Origin of the sequence: Streptomyces sp. NPDC018029 (assembly GCF_044327655.1) — a bacterium.
Classification (GTDB): Bacteria; Actinomycetota; Actinomycetes; order Streptomycetales; family Streptomycetaceae; genus Streptomyces.
In genome coordinates this window covers 89,150-105,318 of the sequence record NZ_JBIRFV010000016.1, presented here as the reverse complement: position 1 = coordinate 105,318, position 16,169 = coordinate 89,150, and the positions used below count along the sequence as shown (strand labels likewise).

The window sequence follows — 16,169 nt, the reverse complement described above, 5'->3', positions numbered from 1 at the left end:
CACACCGGGCTCACCCCGCTTGCAGCGACAGGTTCCAGAACTCGGCGTAACGGCGACCGTGGCGCAGCAATTCGTCATGGCTGCCCTCCTCCACGACTCGGCCGTCGTCGAGGAAGACGACGCGGTCGGCGCGTCGGACCGTCCGCATCCGGTGCGCGACCATCACGACCGTCCGGCCCGCCATCAGGCGTTCGATGCCTTCGTGGACGGCCGCCTCGTTCACCGGGTCCAGTGCGGAGGTGACCTCGTCCAGCAGCACGATGGGGGCGTCCTTCAGCAGCGCTCGCGCGATCGATACGCGCTGGCGTTCGCCGCCCGACAGCAGGGCGCCGCCCTCGCCGACGTTCGTCGCCCACCCGGCGGGCAGCCGTTCGATCACCTCGTCCAGCCGCGCCGCGGTGGCTGCCGCTCGTACGTCGGCCTCGTCCGCGTCGGGGCGGCCGAGGCGGACGTTCTCCTCGATCGTGCCGTCGAAGAGGTAGACGTCCTGGAAGACGAACGAGATCCGCGCCATCAGCACCTCCGTGTCGATCGCGCGTACGTCCACGCCTCCCACGCGTACCGCGCCCGCGTCCACGTCGTAGAAGCGCGCGAGGAGGTGCAGCAGCGTGCTCTTTCCCGCGCCCGACGGGCCGACGACGGCGAGGCGCTGCCCCTGGGCCACGGACAGCGACACGTCGTCGATCACCGTGCGGTCGCCGTGCCGGAAGGAGACGGACTTGAATTCCAGGTCATGGCGTACCGGCGCGACCGGCGCGGCGGGTTCGGGCAGCGGCTCGGTGCGCAGCACCGTGTCGATCCGGGCCAACACGGCGCGTGCGCCGCACAGTTGGCCGCCGAGGTCGGCCAGCGAGAGCAGTGGGTCCGCGCAGCGGGCGGCCAGGACCAGGAGCGTCAGGACCTCCGCCGTCCCGATGTCCCCGCCCAGCGAGAGATAGGTGCCCAGCACCAGCGAACCGGTGAACACCGCCTGCACCACGAGCGTCAGTCCGACGACTCCGGGCAGGGCGGTCAGGGTGGATCGGCGAGCGGCGCGCTCGACCGCGCGGAGCGAGTCGTCGAGCAGTTGGAAACGTTCTGCCGTACGCCCGCCGGCCCGCAGCACCGGCTGGGCCTGCAGGTATTCGATGACCCGCCCGGTGGCCTCGTCGTCGCGTGCGGACCGTTCCGCGTCGTCCGCGGCCATCGAGCGCGCCGTCCAGAGCTGGATCGCCGCCACGACCGGCACGGCGGCCAGCGCGGCCAGCCCCATCTGCCAGTTGAACGCGAGCATCACGGCGACGATCGTCACAGGGGTGACACTGGCGGAGATCAGCGGCACCAGCAGGTGCGCGATCACGCCCATCGCCTCCAGGACCCCGCGACTGGCCAGGACGGAGACCTCTCCGAGGCGGCCCGCGCTGTACCAGCCGATGGGCAGTCGGGCCAGGTGGTCCCCGAGCCGGTGGTACATGCCGCGGAGCAGCGCGGTGCCAACGCGGAAGCCGGACAGGTCACTCATGTAGCGCAGCCCTGCGTAGACCGCCACCGCGGCCCCGAAGGCCAGCAGCCACGGCCAGGCGCCTTCGGGTGTGCTCCCGAACAGTGACCGCAGTACCGGGACCAGCAAGGCGTAGGACAGGCCCTCGGCCACCGCTGTCGTCGCCATCAGGGCCACCGCGCGGCGCAGCGGCCGGCCGTACTCGCGTCCCAGTACACGGAGCAGCAGCTGGATCATCGGGACTCGCCCTCCTCGTGTACGTTCCCTTGTGCTCCGGGCTCGACAGACGCCGCGACCGCCTGCGGATCCGAAGGCGGATCAGGACACGCGGCAGAATGCTGCGCGTGCCAGAATTCGGCGAACTTCCCGCCCCGCGCCCGTAGTTCGGCCGGGCTACCCCGTTCGACGACCGCTCCACCGTCCAGCATCACGACGGTGTCGGCGTCCGCGATGGTCTCCAGGCGGTGGGCGATGACCACGGTCGTGCGCTCGCCCTTCAGTGTCGCCAGGGCCCGGCGTACCGCCTGTTCCGTCTTCGGGTCGGCGAAGGCGGTCGCCTCGTCGAGTACGAGTACGGGTGTGTCCGCGAGCAGCGCGCGGGCGAGGGCGATCCGCTGTGCCTCACCGCCCGACAGTCCGGCGTCCTCCCCGATCACGGAGTCGTAGCCGCGGGGCAGTTCGAGGATCCTGTCGTGGATGTTCGCCGACCGGGCGGCGCGCACCACGTCGTCATGGTCGGCATGCGGCACCGCCAGGGCGATGTTGTCGGCGACGGTGGCGCGCAGCAGCCGTACGTCCTGGAAGACGAAGGAGACCGTCCGGTAGAGCTCTCGGCTGTCGAGCTCACGCAGGTCGACGCCGCCGAGGAGGACCGAGCCATGTGTGGGGTCGAAGAACCGTGGCAACAGCTGGACCAGCGTCGACTTACCGCTGCCGGACGGGCCGACGATCGCGGTGACCGTCCCCGGTTCGAGTACCAGGTCGATCCCGCGCAGCACCTCGTGACCGACGTCGGCTTCAGTTCCGGCCCCGGTTCCGGCTTCGGCTTCGGCTTCGGCTTCGTAGGCGAACCGGACGTCTCGCAGTTCCACTCGGTGCCCCTGGGGTGCGACCGGGTGTGCGGGTTCCGGCAGTGGCCGCACCGCCAGGACGTCGCGGATGCGGCCGACCGCGCGTCTCGCGGCCTGCATGTCGTCGAAGCCGTGGCCGAGTGCCTCCACCGGAGCGGTGAGGCTGAGCCCGAGCAGCAGGAAGGGCAGCAGGTCGGCCGGGGCCAGGTCGCCGCTCGTGATCAGGATCGTGCCGCCGATGAGAACGACCAGGAGTACGAAGGGCGGGGAGAGGACGAGCTGCATGCCCGCGGCGACCCGGGAGAGGCCGTGCACCCACCGGTGGAAGGTGGTGACGAACGCATCAGTGGCCGTCAGGAACCTCCGGTGGGCGCGGCCGGAGGCGCCGAAGGTCTTCACCACCGCTATGCCCTGCACGAACTCGACGACGGAGCTCGAGATCCGCCCCATGGCCGCGTCGAACTCCTCCTGCTCGCGCAGCCGGGTCGGCGTCATCATCAGGGGCACCAGCGCCACCGCGAGCACCACCGGTATCAGCGTGATCAGGGTGAGCAGCCAGTCGACCGTGAACAGATAGATCAGCGACGCCAGCGGGACCACGAACGCGGAGACGAGTTCGCCGGGGGCGTGCGCGATGAACGGGTGCACGGCGCCGACGTCCTCCCCCACCACCTTGGCCAGCTCGCCCGTCCCGCGCCGGGAGAACCAGCCGATGGGTACGCGCCCGAGGCTTGCGGCCAGCCGACGGCGGAACGACAGCTGCACCTGGCCGTCGAGCAGATGCCCGATCCCGGACGCCGCGGCCGTGCACAGCAGGCGGACGAACAGGCCGACCGCTCCGGCGATCACCGCGAACCAGACGTGATCATGGTCGACCGACTCGGGTGAGAGCAGTGCCCGGCCCAGTTCGACGACGGCCAGCAGCGGCGCGAGGCCCGCGAGGGCGCCGATGAACTGCAGAGATACGACGGCGGCGAATTTCCAGGCGTACGGGCGGAGCAGCGCCGCGACGCTCGGCGGGCCCGTGTCCGGTGGTGGCGCGGTCTGTCTTGGATGCGGCGCTTCGAGGTCGGGGGGCGGGGCGGCCGTGAGGTCGGGACGCGTGGCAGCCGTGAGGTCGGGATGCATGGCCGCCATCCTCATCGGCGCCCACCCGGAGATCACCCGCCAACCGTCGGGCATACCTCCCGGTTCACGCACCGATCGGCGCTGCCGCCCCGCGCGCCCCGAACTCGTACTCGTACTGGTACCGGAGAAGTCGAACGAGAACCCACAAACCGTGACACTGGCCTGCACCGACGTCTTCCATCGACAGCTCGACGGACCATACTGGTCGGGCCCCGATCGCCTACAGAACGAATCCATGGCCAAGAACAGCACCTCCTCGACCGCCGTCCCCGACACCGCGTGGCTCGGGCGCGGGCGCCACCTGGGGCCCGAACCCGAACAGGACGTCCGGCGCAACCTGATCGCCCTGAAGGCGGCCGGGGTGCTCGACGACTTCCTGGACCTCGACCCCGTAGAGGCGGCCGCCTCCACCGTCCTGCACCCGCGCGACGAGTCCGCCGACCCCGGCCCGTCGGCCCGCCGCCTCTTCGAGGCCCGCTGGCGCGTGGCCGACGACGTCACGGTGCGCGCACAGCTGACCACGTACGATCCCGAGGCCCGCCGCAAGGAGGACGAGGGTGTGACGTGGACCCTCGCCGCCGAGGCGGAGCAGGCGTGGGACGATCACTGGCCCTCTCCCGCGCTCATGTTCTGGCCCGACAGCGATCAGGTCGCCTGGGATCACGACACGGTGGCGGGCGTGCGCCTGCGGTCGACGAATCACCTGCCGAAGGACGACGACGAGCTCCGCCACCTGCTGCGGGACTGCACCCGGCAGAGCTGGTTCATCCATGTCGTGGTGCACGAGGCGATGACTCCGGACGCGAAGGGGCAGCAGCCGGTCTCGACGTTCCTGCCGCCCGGCCTGCGGCACCAGGTGGTCGAGCACCGGGGCACGCCGGAGCAGGCGCAGATCGCCGACTTCGCGATGAAGCGCGAGCTGGGTGTGCGGATGCCGCGCGGCGGTGCCGTCATCCTGCCCTCGGCTCCGCAGGGTCCGGACTATGACGCGGAGCGTTTCACGGTACGCACGGTCTTCCTGGACGGGTCCGAGCCGACCGAACTCCTCGACAGGGTGAAGGAGTTCGCCGCGCTCCCCCGGCCCATGTCGCCCGAGGCCGAGAGTGTCCTGACGCGGCTGCGCCAGGGCTGGCACCTGCTCACCCCCGAGGAGGAGCTGGTCCACGCCCAGGACATGGTCACCAAGTACGCCGAGGCGCTCGACGCCATGACGACCTCCCGCGATCTGTACCGGGAGGCGGCCGAGGCGGCGCAGGCGGCGCTGGCCGAGGTGACCGGCGGAGACGGTGTGCCCCGGCCGCCCGCGGCAGGCCAGGCCAAGCCGGAAGGTTCCCCGCTGAGCGCGCTCACGAAGGCTTTCGGCCGCTTCCGGGAGCCGAAGAAGTAGGACCCGTCAGCGGCAGGCGGCACGGGAAAACCTGGTGCGGGATGGGCGGCTCGCCTTCGTATACTCGTGCGAGCTCAGAGGACAGGGGGACAACGGTGAAACTTGCCGAGGCGCTGGCGGAGCGCGCGGAGGCGACGCGCCGCGTGGAGCAGCTGCGGGCGCGCGTCGTCAGCAGTGCGCGGTACCAGGAGGGTGAGACTCCTCCTGAGGACGCGGCCCAGTTGCTGGCCGATGCCGGCGAGGTGCTGGACACCCTCGAGTCGTTGATCCGGCGCATCAACCGGACCAACGCGTCCGTGCACCTGGGAGAGGACGGCACGCTCACCGACGCGCTCGCCCGCCGGGACGTGCTGCGGCTGCGCCACTCGGTGGTCACCGCGGCCGCGGACGCGGCAGCCGGCACGGGCGAACGGGGCTACGGGCGGCAGCTGCGGTCCGAGCTGATGATGCTCTCGGCCCTCCCGGTCGCGGAGCTGCGCGGCCAGGCGGACGCGCTCGCCCGGGAGATCCGTGAGGTCGACGTGCGCATCCAGCGCGCGAACTGGGAGGCCGACCTGCTGGACTGAGCGGACGGTCCGGCCGTACGGACGATGGGGAGCAGGTAGCTGTTCCGGAGGCGTGCACACACCGAGGGCCGGCGGATTTCCGGCCCACGCCTGGCGCGTGAAGAGCAACGCAGGGGTTCGATTCCCCGATGACAGTGCAGCTCAGCACCGCGTACAGGTGACAGTGCACCTTGCACAGCACATCACCACGTGCAGATCCGGGCAGTGAGGGCGGGTTCGGGGTCTCCCCCATCACACGTTTCCGGTCGGCGCCGCGCAGGCATCAGACCTCTCCCACCTGCGTGATCCGTTCGTCCCCGAGGTTCCGCTGGACGTCTTCGAGGAGAAGGCCCAGCAGTTCGGTGAGCTGTGCCTGCTGGGCGGGCGTCAGGCCGCCGATCAAGTCGGCCTCCCTGCCCAGCACTTGGTCCACCGTGGCCTCCACGAGGGCGTGGCCGGCTTCGGTGAGGGTGACCTCGACCGTACGGGGTCGGCCTTCCCCGGGGCGGCGGGTGACCAGGCCTTCGCGTTCGGCACGGGCCACCCGCTGGGAAACCGCGCCCGCCGTGACCATCGACAGGTGCCCCAGTTCGCGGGTGGTCAGGGTGTAGGGCCTGCCACTGCGGCGCAACACGCTGAGCAGGTCGAGTGTCGCCGTGTCCACACCGGCGCGGGCGAGAACGCGTCGCCGGTCGTCGCCGAAGAGCTTGGCCAGTTGCCAGATCGGCGTGACGATGCCGATCGACGTGGCGGGGGTGCCGGGGCGCTCGCGCTCCCAGGCGGCAGCGATGTCCCGTGCGGTGTACGCGGCGGTCCCGCCCGGGACGGAGTCACCCTCCCCCCGTCCGGCCGCTCCCGCCCCCTCCGGACCCGCGTCCTTTTCCTCTGCGCCCCTCGCGCGTGCCGCCTTCATGTCTGGCCCCTCTTTCATGTGCCGCCTCCGCGATGTTACGTTTAGCTCTAAATTTAGACCTCAATGGATGTTCGGAGTTCAGCTTATGACACGCACCATCCTGATCACCGGCGGCGGCACCGGGATCGGCCGCGCGACCGCCCGGCACTTCGCGGAGCGCGGCGAGACCGTGTTCGTCACCGGCCGCCGTCCCGAACCGCTCCACCTGCTGGCAGCCGAGACCGGTGTACGCGGCGTGGTGTGCGACCACACCCGGCCCGAGGCGCTCACCGCGCTCCTCTCCCAGCTGCCGGAGCGGGTCGACGTCCTCGTCAACAACGCCGGCGGGAACACCGACTTCGACGCCGGTCCGCAGGAGGACCTCGAAGTCGGCGAAGAGGCCGATCTCGTCGCGTACGGGCAGGCTTTCCGCGACAACCTGGACGCGAACCTCGTCGGCGCCGCGCTGACCACCAGGGCACTGGACAGCAGGCTCGCGGCCGGTGGAGCCGTCGTGCACATCGGGTCGATCGCCGGCGCCCAGGGATCGGGAGCCGGGGCCTACGGCGCCGCCAAGGCCGGTCTCGCCGCCTGGAACCTGGATCTGGCCCGTACGCTCGGGCCGCGCGGCGTCACCGCCAACATCGTCGCGCCCGGCTACATCGCGGACACCGAGTTCTTCCGGGACCGGCTCGCGGACGAGCGGCGCGAGCAGCTCGTGGCCGCGACCTCGACGGGTCGCGCCGGTTCGCCGGAGGACGTCGCGGAAACGGTCGCCTTCCTCGCCTCTCCCGGAGCCCGTCACATCACCGGTCAGGTGCTGCACGTCAACGGAGGCGCGTACATGACCCGTTGAGGTTCCCCGGGTGAACTGATGTGCGCAACACGGCTGTTGCGACGTAGGTTGTGCGTCGAACAGTCCACGCCACGGTTGAAGACGGACGGTACCCATGACCGACCACGCCACGACGCCCGGTCCTGCGGCGCACCAGAAGATCGACACATCGGTGCCGCACTCGGCCCGGATCTGGAACTACTGGCTGGGAGGCAAGGACAACTACCCCGTCGACGAGGCGGCGGGCGACGCGTACAGCGCCGTCTTCCCCGGCATCGTCACCGTCGCCCGCAGCAGCCGTGCCTTCCTGCGCCGCAACATCACGCACCTGGTCTCCGAGGCGGGCATCCGGCAGTTCCTGGACATCGGTACCGGACTGCCGACGGTGGACAACACGCACGAGGTGGCCCAGCGCCTCGCCCCGGAGGCCAGGATCGTCTACGTGGACCACGACCCCATGGTCCTCACCCACGCCCGCGCGCTGCTCACGTCGACCCCGGAGGGGGCCACGGCCTACATCGACGCCGACCTGTCCGACCCCGACCGCATCCTGGCGGCCGCAGCCGACACCCTGGACCTCAGCCGCCCCACCGCCCTGATCCTCAGCAACATCCTGGGGCACATCGCCGACTACGACGAGGCGCGCGCCATCGTCGCCCGGCTGATGGACGGTCTGCCGTCCGGCAGCTACCTCTCCGTCAACGACGGCTCACGGGGTGTCAACGCGGCGTACGAAGCGGCCCAGGACGCCTACAACGCGTCCGGTGCCGTCCCGTACTTCCTGCGTCCGGTCGACAAGATCGAGGCGTTCTTCGAAGGCCTGGAGCTCCTCGCGCCCGGGGTCGTGTCGGTCCCCTTCTGGCGCCCCGACCCCGGCTCTCCCGCCCAGGAAGCCATCGGTGAGCACGGAGGCCTCGCCCGCAAGCCGTGACCCCCCGGTGAGCCGCACCGGGGGTCAGGCCGCACCGAGGGTCAGACGGAACCTAGGTCCGACGAGTACCAGTGCTCGGGCCGCAGGTAGTAGACGGCCTGTTCGCCGTGCTCCTTCCAGGCGGTCTCGACGTACGACTCGACCTTGTCGGCCGGAAGGTAGCGCGCCGAGATCTCGCGCAGCCGCTCGACGGTCGCGTCCTCGGAGCGGACCACCGGGCCCTCCACGGAGACGTACCGGACGGTCGGCTCCAAGCGGTCGACCATCAGCGAGAAGCGTCCCGCGGCGGCGATCAGCCGGCCCTTCTTCGAGTGCCGGCCCGTCATCACCCACAGCTCGCCGCCCGGGGCGTACTGATACCAGATCGGCAGGGTGAGCGGCGCCCGTCCCTCCTCCGCCGCCACGGCCAGCGCTCCGATGTGCGGCTCGGCAAGGAACTGTTCACGCTCTTCGACACTGAGCGGCATGGGCATCTCCTTCGACGGCTTCTGCTGGTGGTGATCCCCAACTCCCCTGTTGCCGCCGGTATTCCGCGAGCCCTCCGCGCCTTCACTCGTTCGAGTGGTGTTGGGGGGCCGGTCGGTGTGACGTCGGGCGGGTCCGAGAGGCTGGGGAGGCGCCATTTGTGCGGGACAGCACGCTTCGCAGTACGGGACAGCACGCTCGAAGGTTTTCTGACTCGCTTGACGGGAGAGTCACATGGCCGCGTCCCCCTCGCCCGAGCCATACCGGCTGCTGCGGGCGACCGACTTGCTCGATCTGCACTTCGCGTTCCTCGGACTGCGCCTGGAGCGCCCCCTCATCGGACCCCGGCGGCTGGTGCGCGTGGACCCGGGGCAACCGGCCTTTCTGGTGGTCACGTTCGGCCCCCAGCATGTCGCCGAACAGGCCTTCTTCGAAGTCAGCCCGGGTCTGCCCGAGTCGGGGACGCCGGTGTCCGGCGCGGCACCGGCCGGCAGCGAACCCCACAAGCCGCCACCGGTCGCCTCACGCATCGGCGGCCGCAGCCTCCTGGTGTTCACGGTCGCCGCCGACGACTTCGTCGAGTACACCGAATCCGGCCTGCTCACCGCCATGCGGACGCTCCCGATGCGGGTGGTGGACGCCGCCGCCGAACCCGCCTCGGCAGACCGGTCGGCCCGCGCCGTGACCGGTCGGCCCCTCGATGTCTTCCAGGCGCTGCGGCTGGCCCGTACGACGGCGGAACTGACCGCGCGGTACGGGCCGGACGGGCCCCTCGCCGCCGGACTCCCGGCCGTGCCCGCCGCCTCTGAGGCCACCCCGGACACCACCACGAACACACTCCCGGACACCGTCGCGGGCCCCGGTCCGGAGAACCCGCTGGCGGACGCCGGCAACCCGCGCACCGGCATCGAACTGCCCTACCGGCTGCTCCTCTCCCCACCCGGGTCGGCTGCCTGGACGCACACCACCTCGCTGCCCGACCCGGACGGCCGGGTCGAGCTGTGGCACACCCGGATGCCGGCCGGGCACGCCCGTGCCGTGTGGACCCGTGACCCCGAATTCGATCCGGCAGACCCGCGCGCCCTCCCCGCCGGAGGCAGCGAGTTCACCATGGCGCTGGACCGCAAGGACCGGTCCTCCGTGGTGCACCTGAGCTCCAACCGGAACCTGCCGGGCGGCTTCTCCCCCGCCCCGCTGGACGTCGACCATCTCATCCTGTCCGCCATGGGCGGCTGGCTCGACTCCTTCGGCCGGTGGAACAGGCCCCCGACCGGCTTCGACGTCACCCAGTGGCGGCACCGCGCCGCGCTGGGCCGGGATCACTACGTACGCGTCATGTACCGCGGCCGCCTGTGGCCGTTCGGACACCTCGCGGACCTCGTCAAGGTCACCGAGCGCAAGTTCGACCACACCCGCCCCGACCACGCCGCCTATCTCAACCAGCGGTTCTTCATCATGGTGCGGGAACCGGTGCGCAGCTATGGACAGTCGGAGGACAACGCCGACCAGAAGCGGCTGCGCCGGCTCTTCCCGTTCACCAGCGTGCGACTGCTCACCCTGGTCACGCCGGATCTGCAGAAGCCGCAGACGATCCCCGGCCTGTCCCCGATCGGCGGCGACCCCAACGAGAAGCTCGCCTTCTTCCCCGCCTCCGCCACCGAGGACCCCTTCCAGTTCCAGGTGAGCATGACCGACCTGGAGGGGCGCCTCGTCGAGTTCCGTACGCCGATGGCCTTCGTCGGCAAGCTCGTCCACGAGAACAAGGCCGACGTCCAGGTCATCGTCGACTACTACCGGCGCCTGGTGTCGGAGCCTGCGCCGGAGCCGCCGGACCTCAGCAATCCGTGTGTCCGGCGCGCCGTCGCCGACGTGCGCGGCCAGTCCATCGCCTACGCGCCCAGCCGCAAACCCGGCGACACGACCCTGTCCACGGGACAGCTGATCTGGGGCGCCGTGACCACCGAAGCCATCCTGGCGCTGGATCCCACGGATCATCCGCGTTTCCTGCCGACCGTGCGCTGGGCGCGGGCCGTGATCCCCGCGCTCTCCCGGTTCGGCGGCTTCGAAGGTGACGTGACGCAGTCGGTGACCGGCACGCCGGCGGCCCGCGGCGCCGGTATCACCCTGCTGCACACCGACCGCGACCGGCATCTCGCCGGACTCATCGGCGCCGACGTGAGCCGCCAGGTAGCCACCGGTGACGCGGTCCTGACCGCCATGGACCTGCTGCGCGGCTACCGCGTGGACATCGGCGTCGTCGATCCCGCCACCGGGCGGGTGGCACAGTGGCGTTCGCTGCTGCGGCGCAGGGGCCGCTACACCGTCCGCCGGCCGGGACAGCAGCCCGTCGAGATCCAGGTCCGCCCCGACGAGGGCCTGGTGCGCGCCAGCGCGGTCACCGTCGACGCGGCCGACGACCGCCAACTGTACGGACACCAGGCCGTGTTCGGCTGGGACGGCTGGAGTCTGGCGGCTCCGCGCCCCGGCCGCACCATCGGCCTGGACGACCAGCCGGAAGCGCCCGCCCCGCCGGTGTCGCCGGACGTGCCGCTGGACACCAAGTTCACCCCGGAGCCCGGCTCGCTGCCCGCGCTGCGCTTCGGCCGCACCTACCGCATGCGCGCCAGGGCCGTCGACCTGGCGGGCAACGGCTTGGACCACACGGCGAGCACTCCGGACGCCGTGCACTCGGACGCGATCACGTACGGCCGCTGGGATCCGGTGCCCCAGCCCGTGGTGATGCCGCTCCTGCCGTTCAACGAAGGCGAGTCCACCGAGCGCCTGGTCATCCGCAGCACCGTCACCGACGACGGCCGAGCGATCTCCACCGACGAGTACGCCCTGCGGCGCTCGGACGTCCCCGACCACGACGCGCGCTCGGAGGTCGACGGTCTGGACCGGCGGTACAAGCCGGTCTCGGAGCGGCACGTGGCGCCCCCGAAGACCGCTCTGCAGATGGCCGAGGAACACGGCGTGTTCGACGCCGTGTTCGGCCCGGACAAACCCGATCAGGTGCGTGAGGAGTACGTCGCCGTCGCGTCGCGCGAGTCCGGGTCCTTCCTGGACACCAAGGTGCGGGACCCCGAGTGGCCGTACCTGGAGCACGATCTGCTGCGTGCGGGCGAGATCCACATCGCCAAGCACGACGTGCACGACCCGCTGCCACTCACCCGACTGCCCCTCCCCCACCGCGGCGCCTGCCTAGAGCAGGGCGAGTTCGTGGTGCACAGCGCCGACCAGCTGATCCTACCGTACCTGCCGGACGTGCTGGCCGAGGGCGTCATGCTGCGCGGCCTGCCCGGCGACACGGAGAACCGCAAGATCCCGTTCCCCGGCCCGTGGCCGCAGGCCAAACCATTCAGGATCCGCGTCAACGAGGGTGACGGAGTACCCCGTTGGCGCGACGGTCTGGTCGAGCGCGTGCTCGACGTGTTCCTCACGAAGGGTGAGATCGCCACGTTCAGGCTGAGTTGCTACCTCGACGCGGACAAGCTGCCACTGCTGCGCCAGTGGAACCTGCTGACCGCTTCGCCGTTCTGGGCGGACCTGTCCGACGCGGACAAGGCCTTCGTCACGCGGGCGAGCGCCGACGGCGAGAACTGGATGCTGACGCCGTGGGTCGAACTGACCCTGGTGCACGCGGTGGAGAAGCCGGTGCGCCCGCCGAGGCTCGACGGGCTGGCCTGCCACCGCACGGCCGAGCAGACCGCGGCGCAGCTGACGGGAACACTGACCAGCCATGCCGAGAGCAGCGGGCACGTCGAGCTGGACGCGCACTGGAGCGAGTGGCTGGACGACGTCACCCAGCCCGCGCCCACCCGGATCGCCGGGCACACCCACTTGGAGGACATCAAGCTGGCCTACGTCGCGGACGAGGAACACGTCGACCGCACCCACGAGTTCGGCGACACCAGGCACCGCGACGTCCGCTACACCCCGACGGCCGTCACCCGGTTCCGCGAGTACTTCCACCCCAGCATCACCGAGGACCGGGCCAACGTCACCCGCGTCGGGCCGACCGCCGCGCCCCTGGCCGTGCCCAGTTCGCGTCGCCCCGAGCCACCGGCGGTGGCCTATGTCGTGCCGACCTTCCGCTGGCAGCGGACCGTCGACGAGGCCCGCGAGTCCGTCACCCGGCACCGCAGGGCCGCGGGCCTCCGCGTCTATCTGAACCGGCCGTGGTTCTCCTCCGGGGACGACGAGATGCTGGCCGTACTCCTCGACCCGGGCGGCACGGCCCTGCCGGACACCTTCGCCACCCGCTGGGGCGTGGACCCCGTCTGGGCCGACACGACGGTCCTGCCGAGCCCCGCGGCCGCCCACTTCCCGAACGCGGCGAAGCGCCTCACCGGCCTGCGCCTCGCGGAGTCGCCCGACGCGGCGCCGGTCGCGGTCGACGCGGTGGCGTTCGCGCCGACGTACCACTCGGAGCGGCGGCTCTGGTACGTCGACGTCGACGTGGACTTCGCCGACGCGGCCGTCGCCGGGACGACGTACTTCCCGTACGTGCGGCTCGCGCTGGCCCGCTACCAGCCGTACTCGGTGGACCCGTTGCACCTGTCGAAGGCGGAGCGCGCCGAGTTCGCGCAGCTGGTCCCGCCGCGGTCGGTCACCGGGCGCCGGGAGGGTGGCCTGCTCGCCGTCCGGCTGAGCGGCCCCGTGACGTACAACGAATTCGGTGAGCTGAGCGGCACCGGGGCGGTGGCCGCGACGGCGAGCCGCCGGGTCGTCGTGAGCGTGCAGAGCCGGGCGAGTCTGCAGTCGGACGAGATGGACTGGCGGCAGGTGGGCGCTCCGGTGGAGCTGACGTGTCGTCCCGACGGCGGCGCGTTCGTCTGGAGCGGCGGAATCCCCGCGCCGACCGGTCAACCGCTGACCTCGTACCGGCTTCTCGTGCAGGAGTACGAGCTCTACCGCACCGACCAGGACACGGCCACGGACACCGTGCCGGTGAACGGCTCCGCGCTGCCCGCGGCCCGGCGGCTGGTCCATGCCGACTACTTCGGCCTGACCGTCGGCCTGCTCGGGCGCGTCGACTTCGAGCTCTGATCAACTTCGCGCTCCTCGGGAGGCAGCCGATGACACGACGCTCCTTCATCAGCTGCCTGATGGCGCTGGTCCTGGCCCTGATGTGGTCCTCGCCGGCGTCCGGTGCCCCGGTGAGCAGGTTCAACGACCAGCAGCCGCATCGTGGCGGCGCGGAGATCCGCATGACCTACGGCGGCCGGACGGCCGCCTGTTCGTCGGGGTTCGCCGTGCGCAGGGTCGAGGACGGCAAGCGCGCCATGACCACGGCAGGACACTGCGCGCCGACCGGGACGGAGGCGACCTCGGGAGAGTTCCGGTTCGGCACGTTCGTCAGGTCGTTCTACGACGACGCGGTGGACGCCGCGCTGTTGAGCGGCACCCTGATCAAGCCGCAGGTGTACGCGCCGACCCTCTGGACGGACGGGGGCACGCCTGGCACACCCGTCGCCCGCCGCGTCCTCGGCAAGGTGGACGGGCCGGTGGTCGGCCAGAAGGTGTGCGTCAGCGGCAAGGTGACCAAGCTGGTCTGCGACATCGAGGTGTACCAGCTCACCGGCGGCGAGTCCTGTGGCGACGAGGCGCCCCGACGCGTGTGCACGCGAGGTCTGGTCCTCGCGGGGAAGGAAGGCGTGAACATCGTGCACGGGGGCGACCCCGGCGCGCCCGTCTTCGTACCGATCGACACGGAGATCGACGGGCACAAGGTGTACGGCGCCATGCTCGTCGGCATGCTGGTCGGCGGCGGTCCGCGGCGCCAGGGAGGACCCGAGGACCTGGTGACGTCCCACACGGTGAAGCAGGTCGAGTGCGCCCTGAACGCGAGGGTGCTGACCACAGCGGAGGCGGAATCGGGCGACACGACGCCGCCGCCTCCGCGGGGGGATTGCGCTGCCCCGCTGCCACCGGAAACCCGGTAGCAGATGCCAGGTGCCGACGAACGACTAACGTGAGCCGCCCGCAGTCGAGGCCGTGAGGTGCACATGGTCGCTCACACACCGGCCGAACGCATACTGGCAGGCTCATTCACCTCCGACGACGGCACGACCAGGTTTGAGGTCACCGACCTGACGGTGGAACACCACCAGAACCGCAGTGTCACGTTGACCTACCGGCTCAGCGTCGCGCGCAAGGGTCACGCCGACGAGTGCTGGGTGTTCACACTGCCGTGGAGCGACAAATCCTTCGCGGACGTGTTCACCTCGACCGCCCCCGACCCCGAGCGCCTTCGCCAACTGGTCCAGCTGGTGCGCAGCCTCATGGGCGACTGGTGGGACCTCAAGGGGTCCCACCGCCACTTCGCGAAGATGGGACGCCGGTGCTGCTGATCCGTGCGTACGCACAGTAGGCGAGACGTCCAGTAGGCGAGACGTCCTGGGTACCCGAGCGTCCGCTGCGGCTCGCGGCACTGTGCGCGCGGAAAGGACGTGGGAGCCCCGCTCGTTTCGTCGCTTTCTCCACTGCCGGGCGGCGACATGATCGTTGAAGACTGCCGGTCATGACTTCGTCTCCGACATCCGACCCGCCCCGCCACGCGAGCAAGACTCGCTCCATGCCCTTGGTGTTCGGCGCGGGCGCGGTCATCGGCGTGCTCGGCGGAATGATCGGCCTGGGCGGCGCGGAGTTCCGCCTGCCGCTGCTGATCGGCCTGTTCGGGTTCGCGGCACTCTCCGCGGTGATCCTGAACAAGGCGATGAGCCTGGTCGTGGTCCTGGTCGCGCTGCCCGCCCGCCTGGGGGCGGTGTCCGCTTCCGAGGTGGCAGGACACTGGCCGGTGGCGGTCAACCTGCTGGCCGGGAGCCTGCTGGGCGCGTGGGCAGGGGCGGCCTGGGCCGTACGGATGCGCGGCTCCACCCTGTACAAGGTGCTGGCGGCGCTGATGGTGCTCATGGCGGCGGCGCTGCTGGTCACGCACATCGCGACGGTACAGACGCTCGCACTGCCGCTATGGGCTCAGGTGTCCTGCGGTGTCGTGGCAGGTTTCGGCATCGGGGTGGTCGCCGCCATCATGGGCGTGGCCGGCGGTGAGCTGCTGATCCCGACGATCGTGCTGCTCTTCGCGGTGGACATCAAGACGGCGGGAAGCCTGTCGCTGCTGGTGTCGCTGCCGACCATGCTGGTCGCCTTCGCGCGCTACAGCCGCGACGGCAGCTTCGCGGTGCTGGGTGCCAATCTTCGCTTCGCCCTGGTCATGGCCGCGGGGTCGATCACCGGTGCGCTGCTGGGCGGGCTGCTGCTCGGCGTGTTCTCCGACCTCGTACTCATCCCCGTACTCGCCCTGATCCTGCTCGTGTCCGCGGTGAAACTCGCCCGCCACGCCTGAGTCACACCCTTCTGCTTCGATACATGTCTATGTTGACGCCCGTCAAAGCAGGTGGCATCCTGGCGGCCCAGGTCATCGACAGATGTCG

12 protein-coding genes are annotated in these 16,169 nt (G+C 70.9%); 8 read left to right on the top strand and 4 right to left on the bottom strand.

Annotated features, from left to right (window positions below; all coding sequences use genetic code 11):
• Positions 1-10 precede the first annotated feature (10 nt).
• Positions 11-1,717, bottom strand: a complete 1,707-nt coding sequence (locus ACH4D5_RS36150; protein ID WP_398311535.1) for an ABC transporter ATP-binding protein — start codon at positions 1,715-1,717, stop codon at positions 11-13.
• Complete coding sequence (locus ACH4D5_RS36145; RefSeq protein WP_398311532.1) at positions 1,714-3,678, bottom strand: ABC transporter ATP-binding protein; 1,965 nt, start codon at positions 3,676-3,678, stop codon at positions 1,714-1,716. Before ACH4D5_RS36145 ends, ACH4D5_RS36150 begins: the two co-directional genes overlap by 4 nt.
• A gap of 235 nt (positions 3,679-3,913) precedes the next feature.
• On the opposite strand from ACH4D5_RS36145, the gene ACH4D5_RS36140 reads away from it, so the two are divergent.
• Entirely contained in the window at positions 3,914-5,065 is a 1,152-nt protein-coding gene (locus ACH4D5_RS36140) for a hypothetical protein (protein WP_398311529.1), read from the top strand.
• Between the two features lie 95 nt (positions 5,066-5,160).
• On the top strand, positions 5,161-5,631 hold the full coding sequence (locus ACH4D5_RS36135) for a DIP1984 family protein (protein WP_398311526.1): 471 nt from the start codon (positions 5,161-5,163) through the stop codon (positions 5,629-5,631).
• Positions 5,632-5,893: 262 nt separating this feature from the next.
• Here ACH4D5_RS36135 and ACH4D5_RS36130 read toward each other — a convergent pair whose 3' ends face one another.
• Complete coding sequence (locus ACH4D5_RS36130; RefSeq protein ID WP_398311523.1) at positions 5,894-6,523, bottom strand: MarR family winged helix-turn-helix transcriptional regulator; 630 nt, start codon at positions 6,521-6,523, stop codon at positions 5,894-5,896.
• 85 nt (positions 6,524-6,608) lie between these two features.
• On the opposite strand from ACH4D5_RS36130, the gene ACH4D5_RS36125 reads away from it, so the two are divergent.
• Entirely contained in the window at positions 6,609-7,358 is a 750-nt protein-coding gene (locus ACH4D5_RS36125; protein WP_398311520.1) for an SDR family NAD(P)-dependent oxidoreductase, read from the top strand.
• 94 nt (positions 7,359-7,452) lie between these two features.
• Complete coding sequence (locus ACH4D5_RS36120; protein WP_398311517.1) at positions 7,453-8,268, top strand: SAM-dependent methyltransferase; 816 nt, start codon at positions 7,453-7,455, stop codon at positions 8,266-8,268.
• A 41-nt stretch (positions 8,269-8,309) separates the two neighbouring features.
• Here ACH4D5_RS36120 and ACH4D5_RS36115 read toward each other — a convergent pair whose 3' ends face one another.
• Positions 8,310-8,735, bottom strand: coding sequence for a pyridoxamine 5'-phosphate oxidase family protein (locus ACH4D5_RS36115; protein ID WP_398311514.1), 426 nt, complete (start codon positions 8,733-8,735; stop codon positions 8,310-8,312).
• A 232-nt stretch (positions 8,736-8,967) separates the two neighbouring features.
• On the opposite strand from ACH4D5_RS36115, the gene ACH4D5_RS36110 reads away from it, so the two are divergent.
• The 4 genes from ACH4D5_RS36110 (at position 8,968) to ACH4D5_RS36095 (ending at position 16,081) form a co-directional block, all read left to right on the top strand.
• Positions 8,968-13,782 (top strand): hypothetical protein, encoded by a 4,815-nt coding sequence (locus tag ACH4D5_RS36110; RefSeq protein WP_398311511.1) that lies wholly within the window; start codon positions 8,968-8,970, stop codon positions 13,780-13,782.
• Between the two features lie 29 nt (positions 13,783-13,811).
• Positions 13,812-14,678: a hypothetical protein gene (locus ACH4D5_RS36105; protein ID WP_398311508.1), complete on the top strand. Its 867-nt coding sequence runs from the start codon at positions 13,812-13,814 to the stop codon at positions 14,676-14,678.
• A 63-nt stretch (positions 14,679-14,741) separates the two neighbouring features.
• Positions 14,742-15,086, top strand: coding sequence for a hypothetical protein (locus ACH4D5_RS36100; RefSeq protein WP_398311505.1), 345 nt, complete (start codon positions 14,742-14,744; stop codon positions 15,084-15,086).
• Positions 15,087-15,256: 170 nt separating this feature from the next.
• Positions 15,257-16,081: a sulfite exporter TauE/SafE family protein gene (locus ACH4D5_RS36095; RefSeq protein WP_398311502.1), complete on the top strand. Its 825-nt coding sequence runs from the start codon at positions 15,257-15,259 to the stop codon at positions 16,079-16,081.
• Positions 16,082-16,169: the final 88 nt, after the last annotated feature.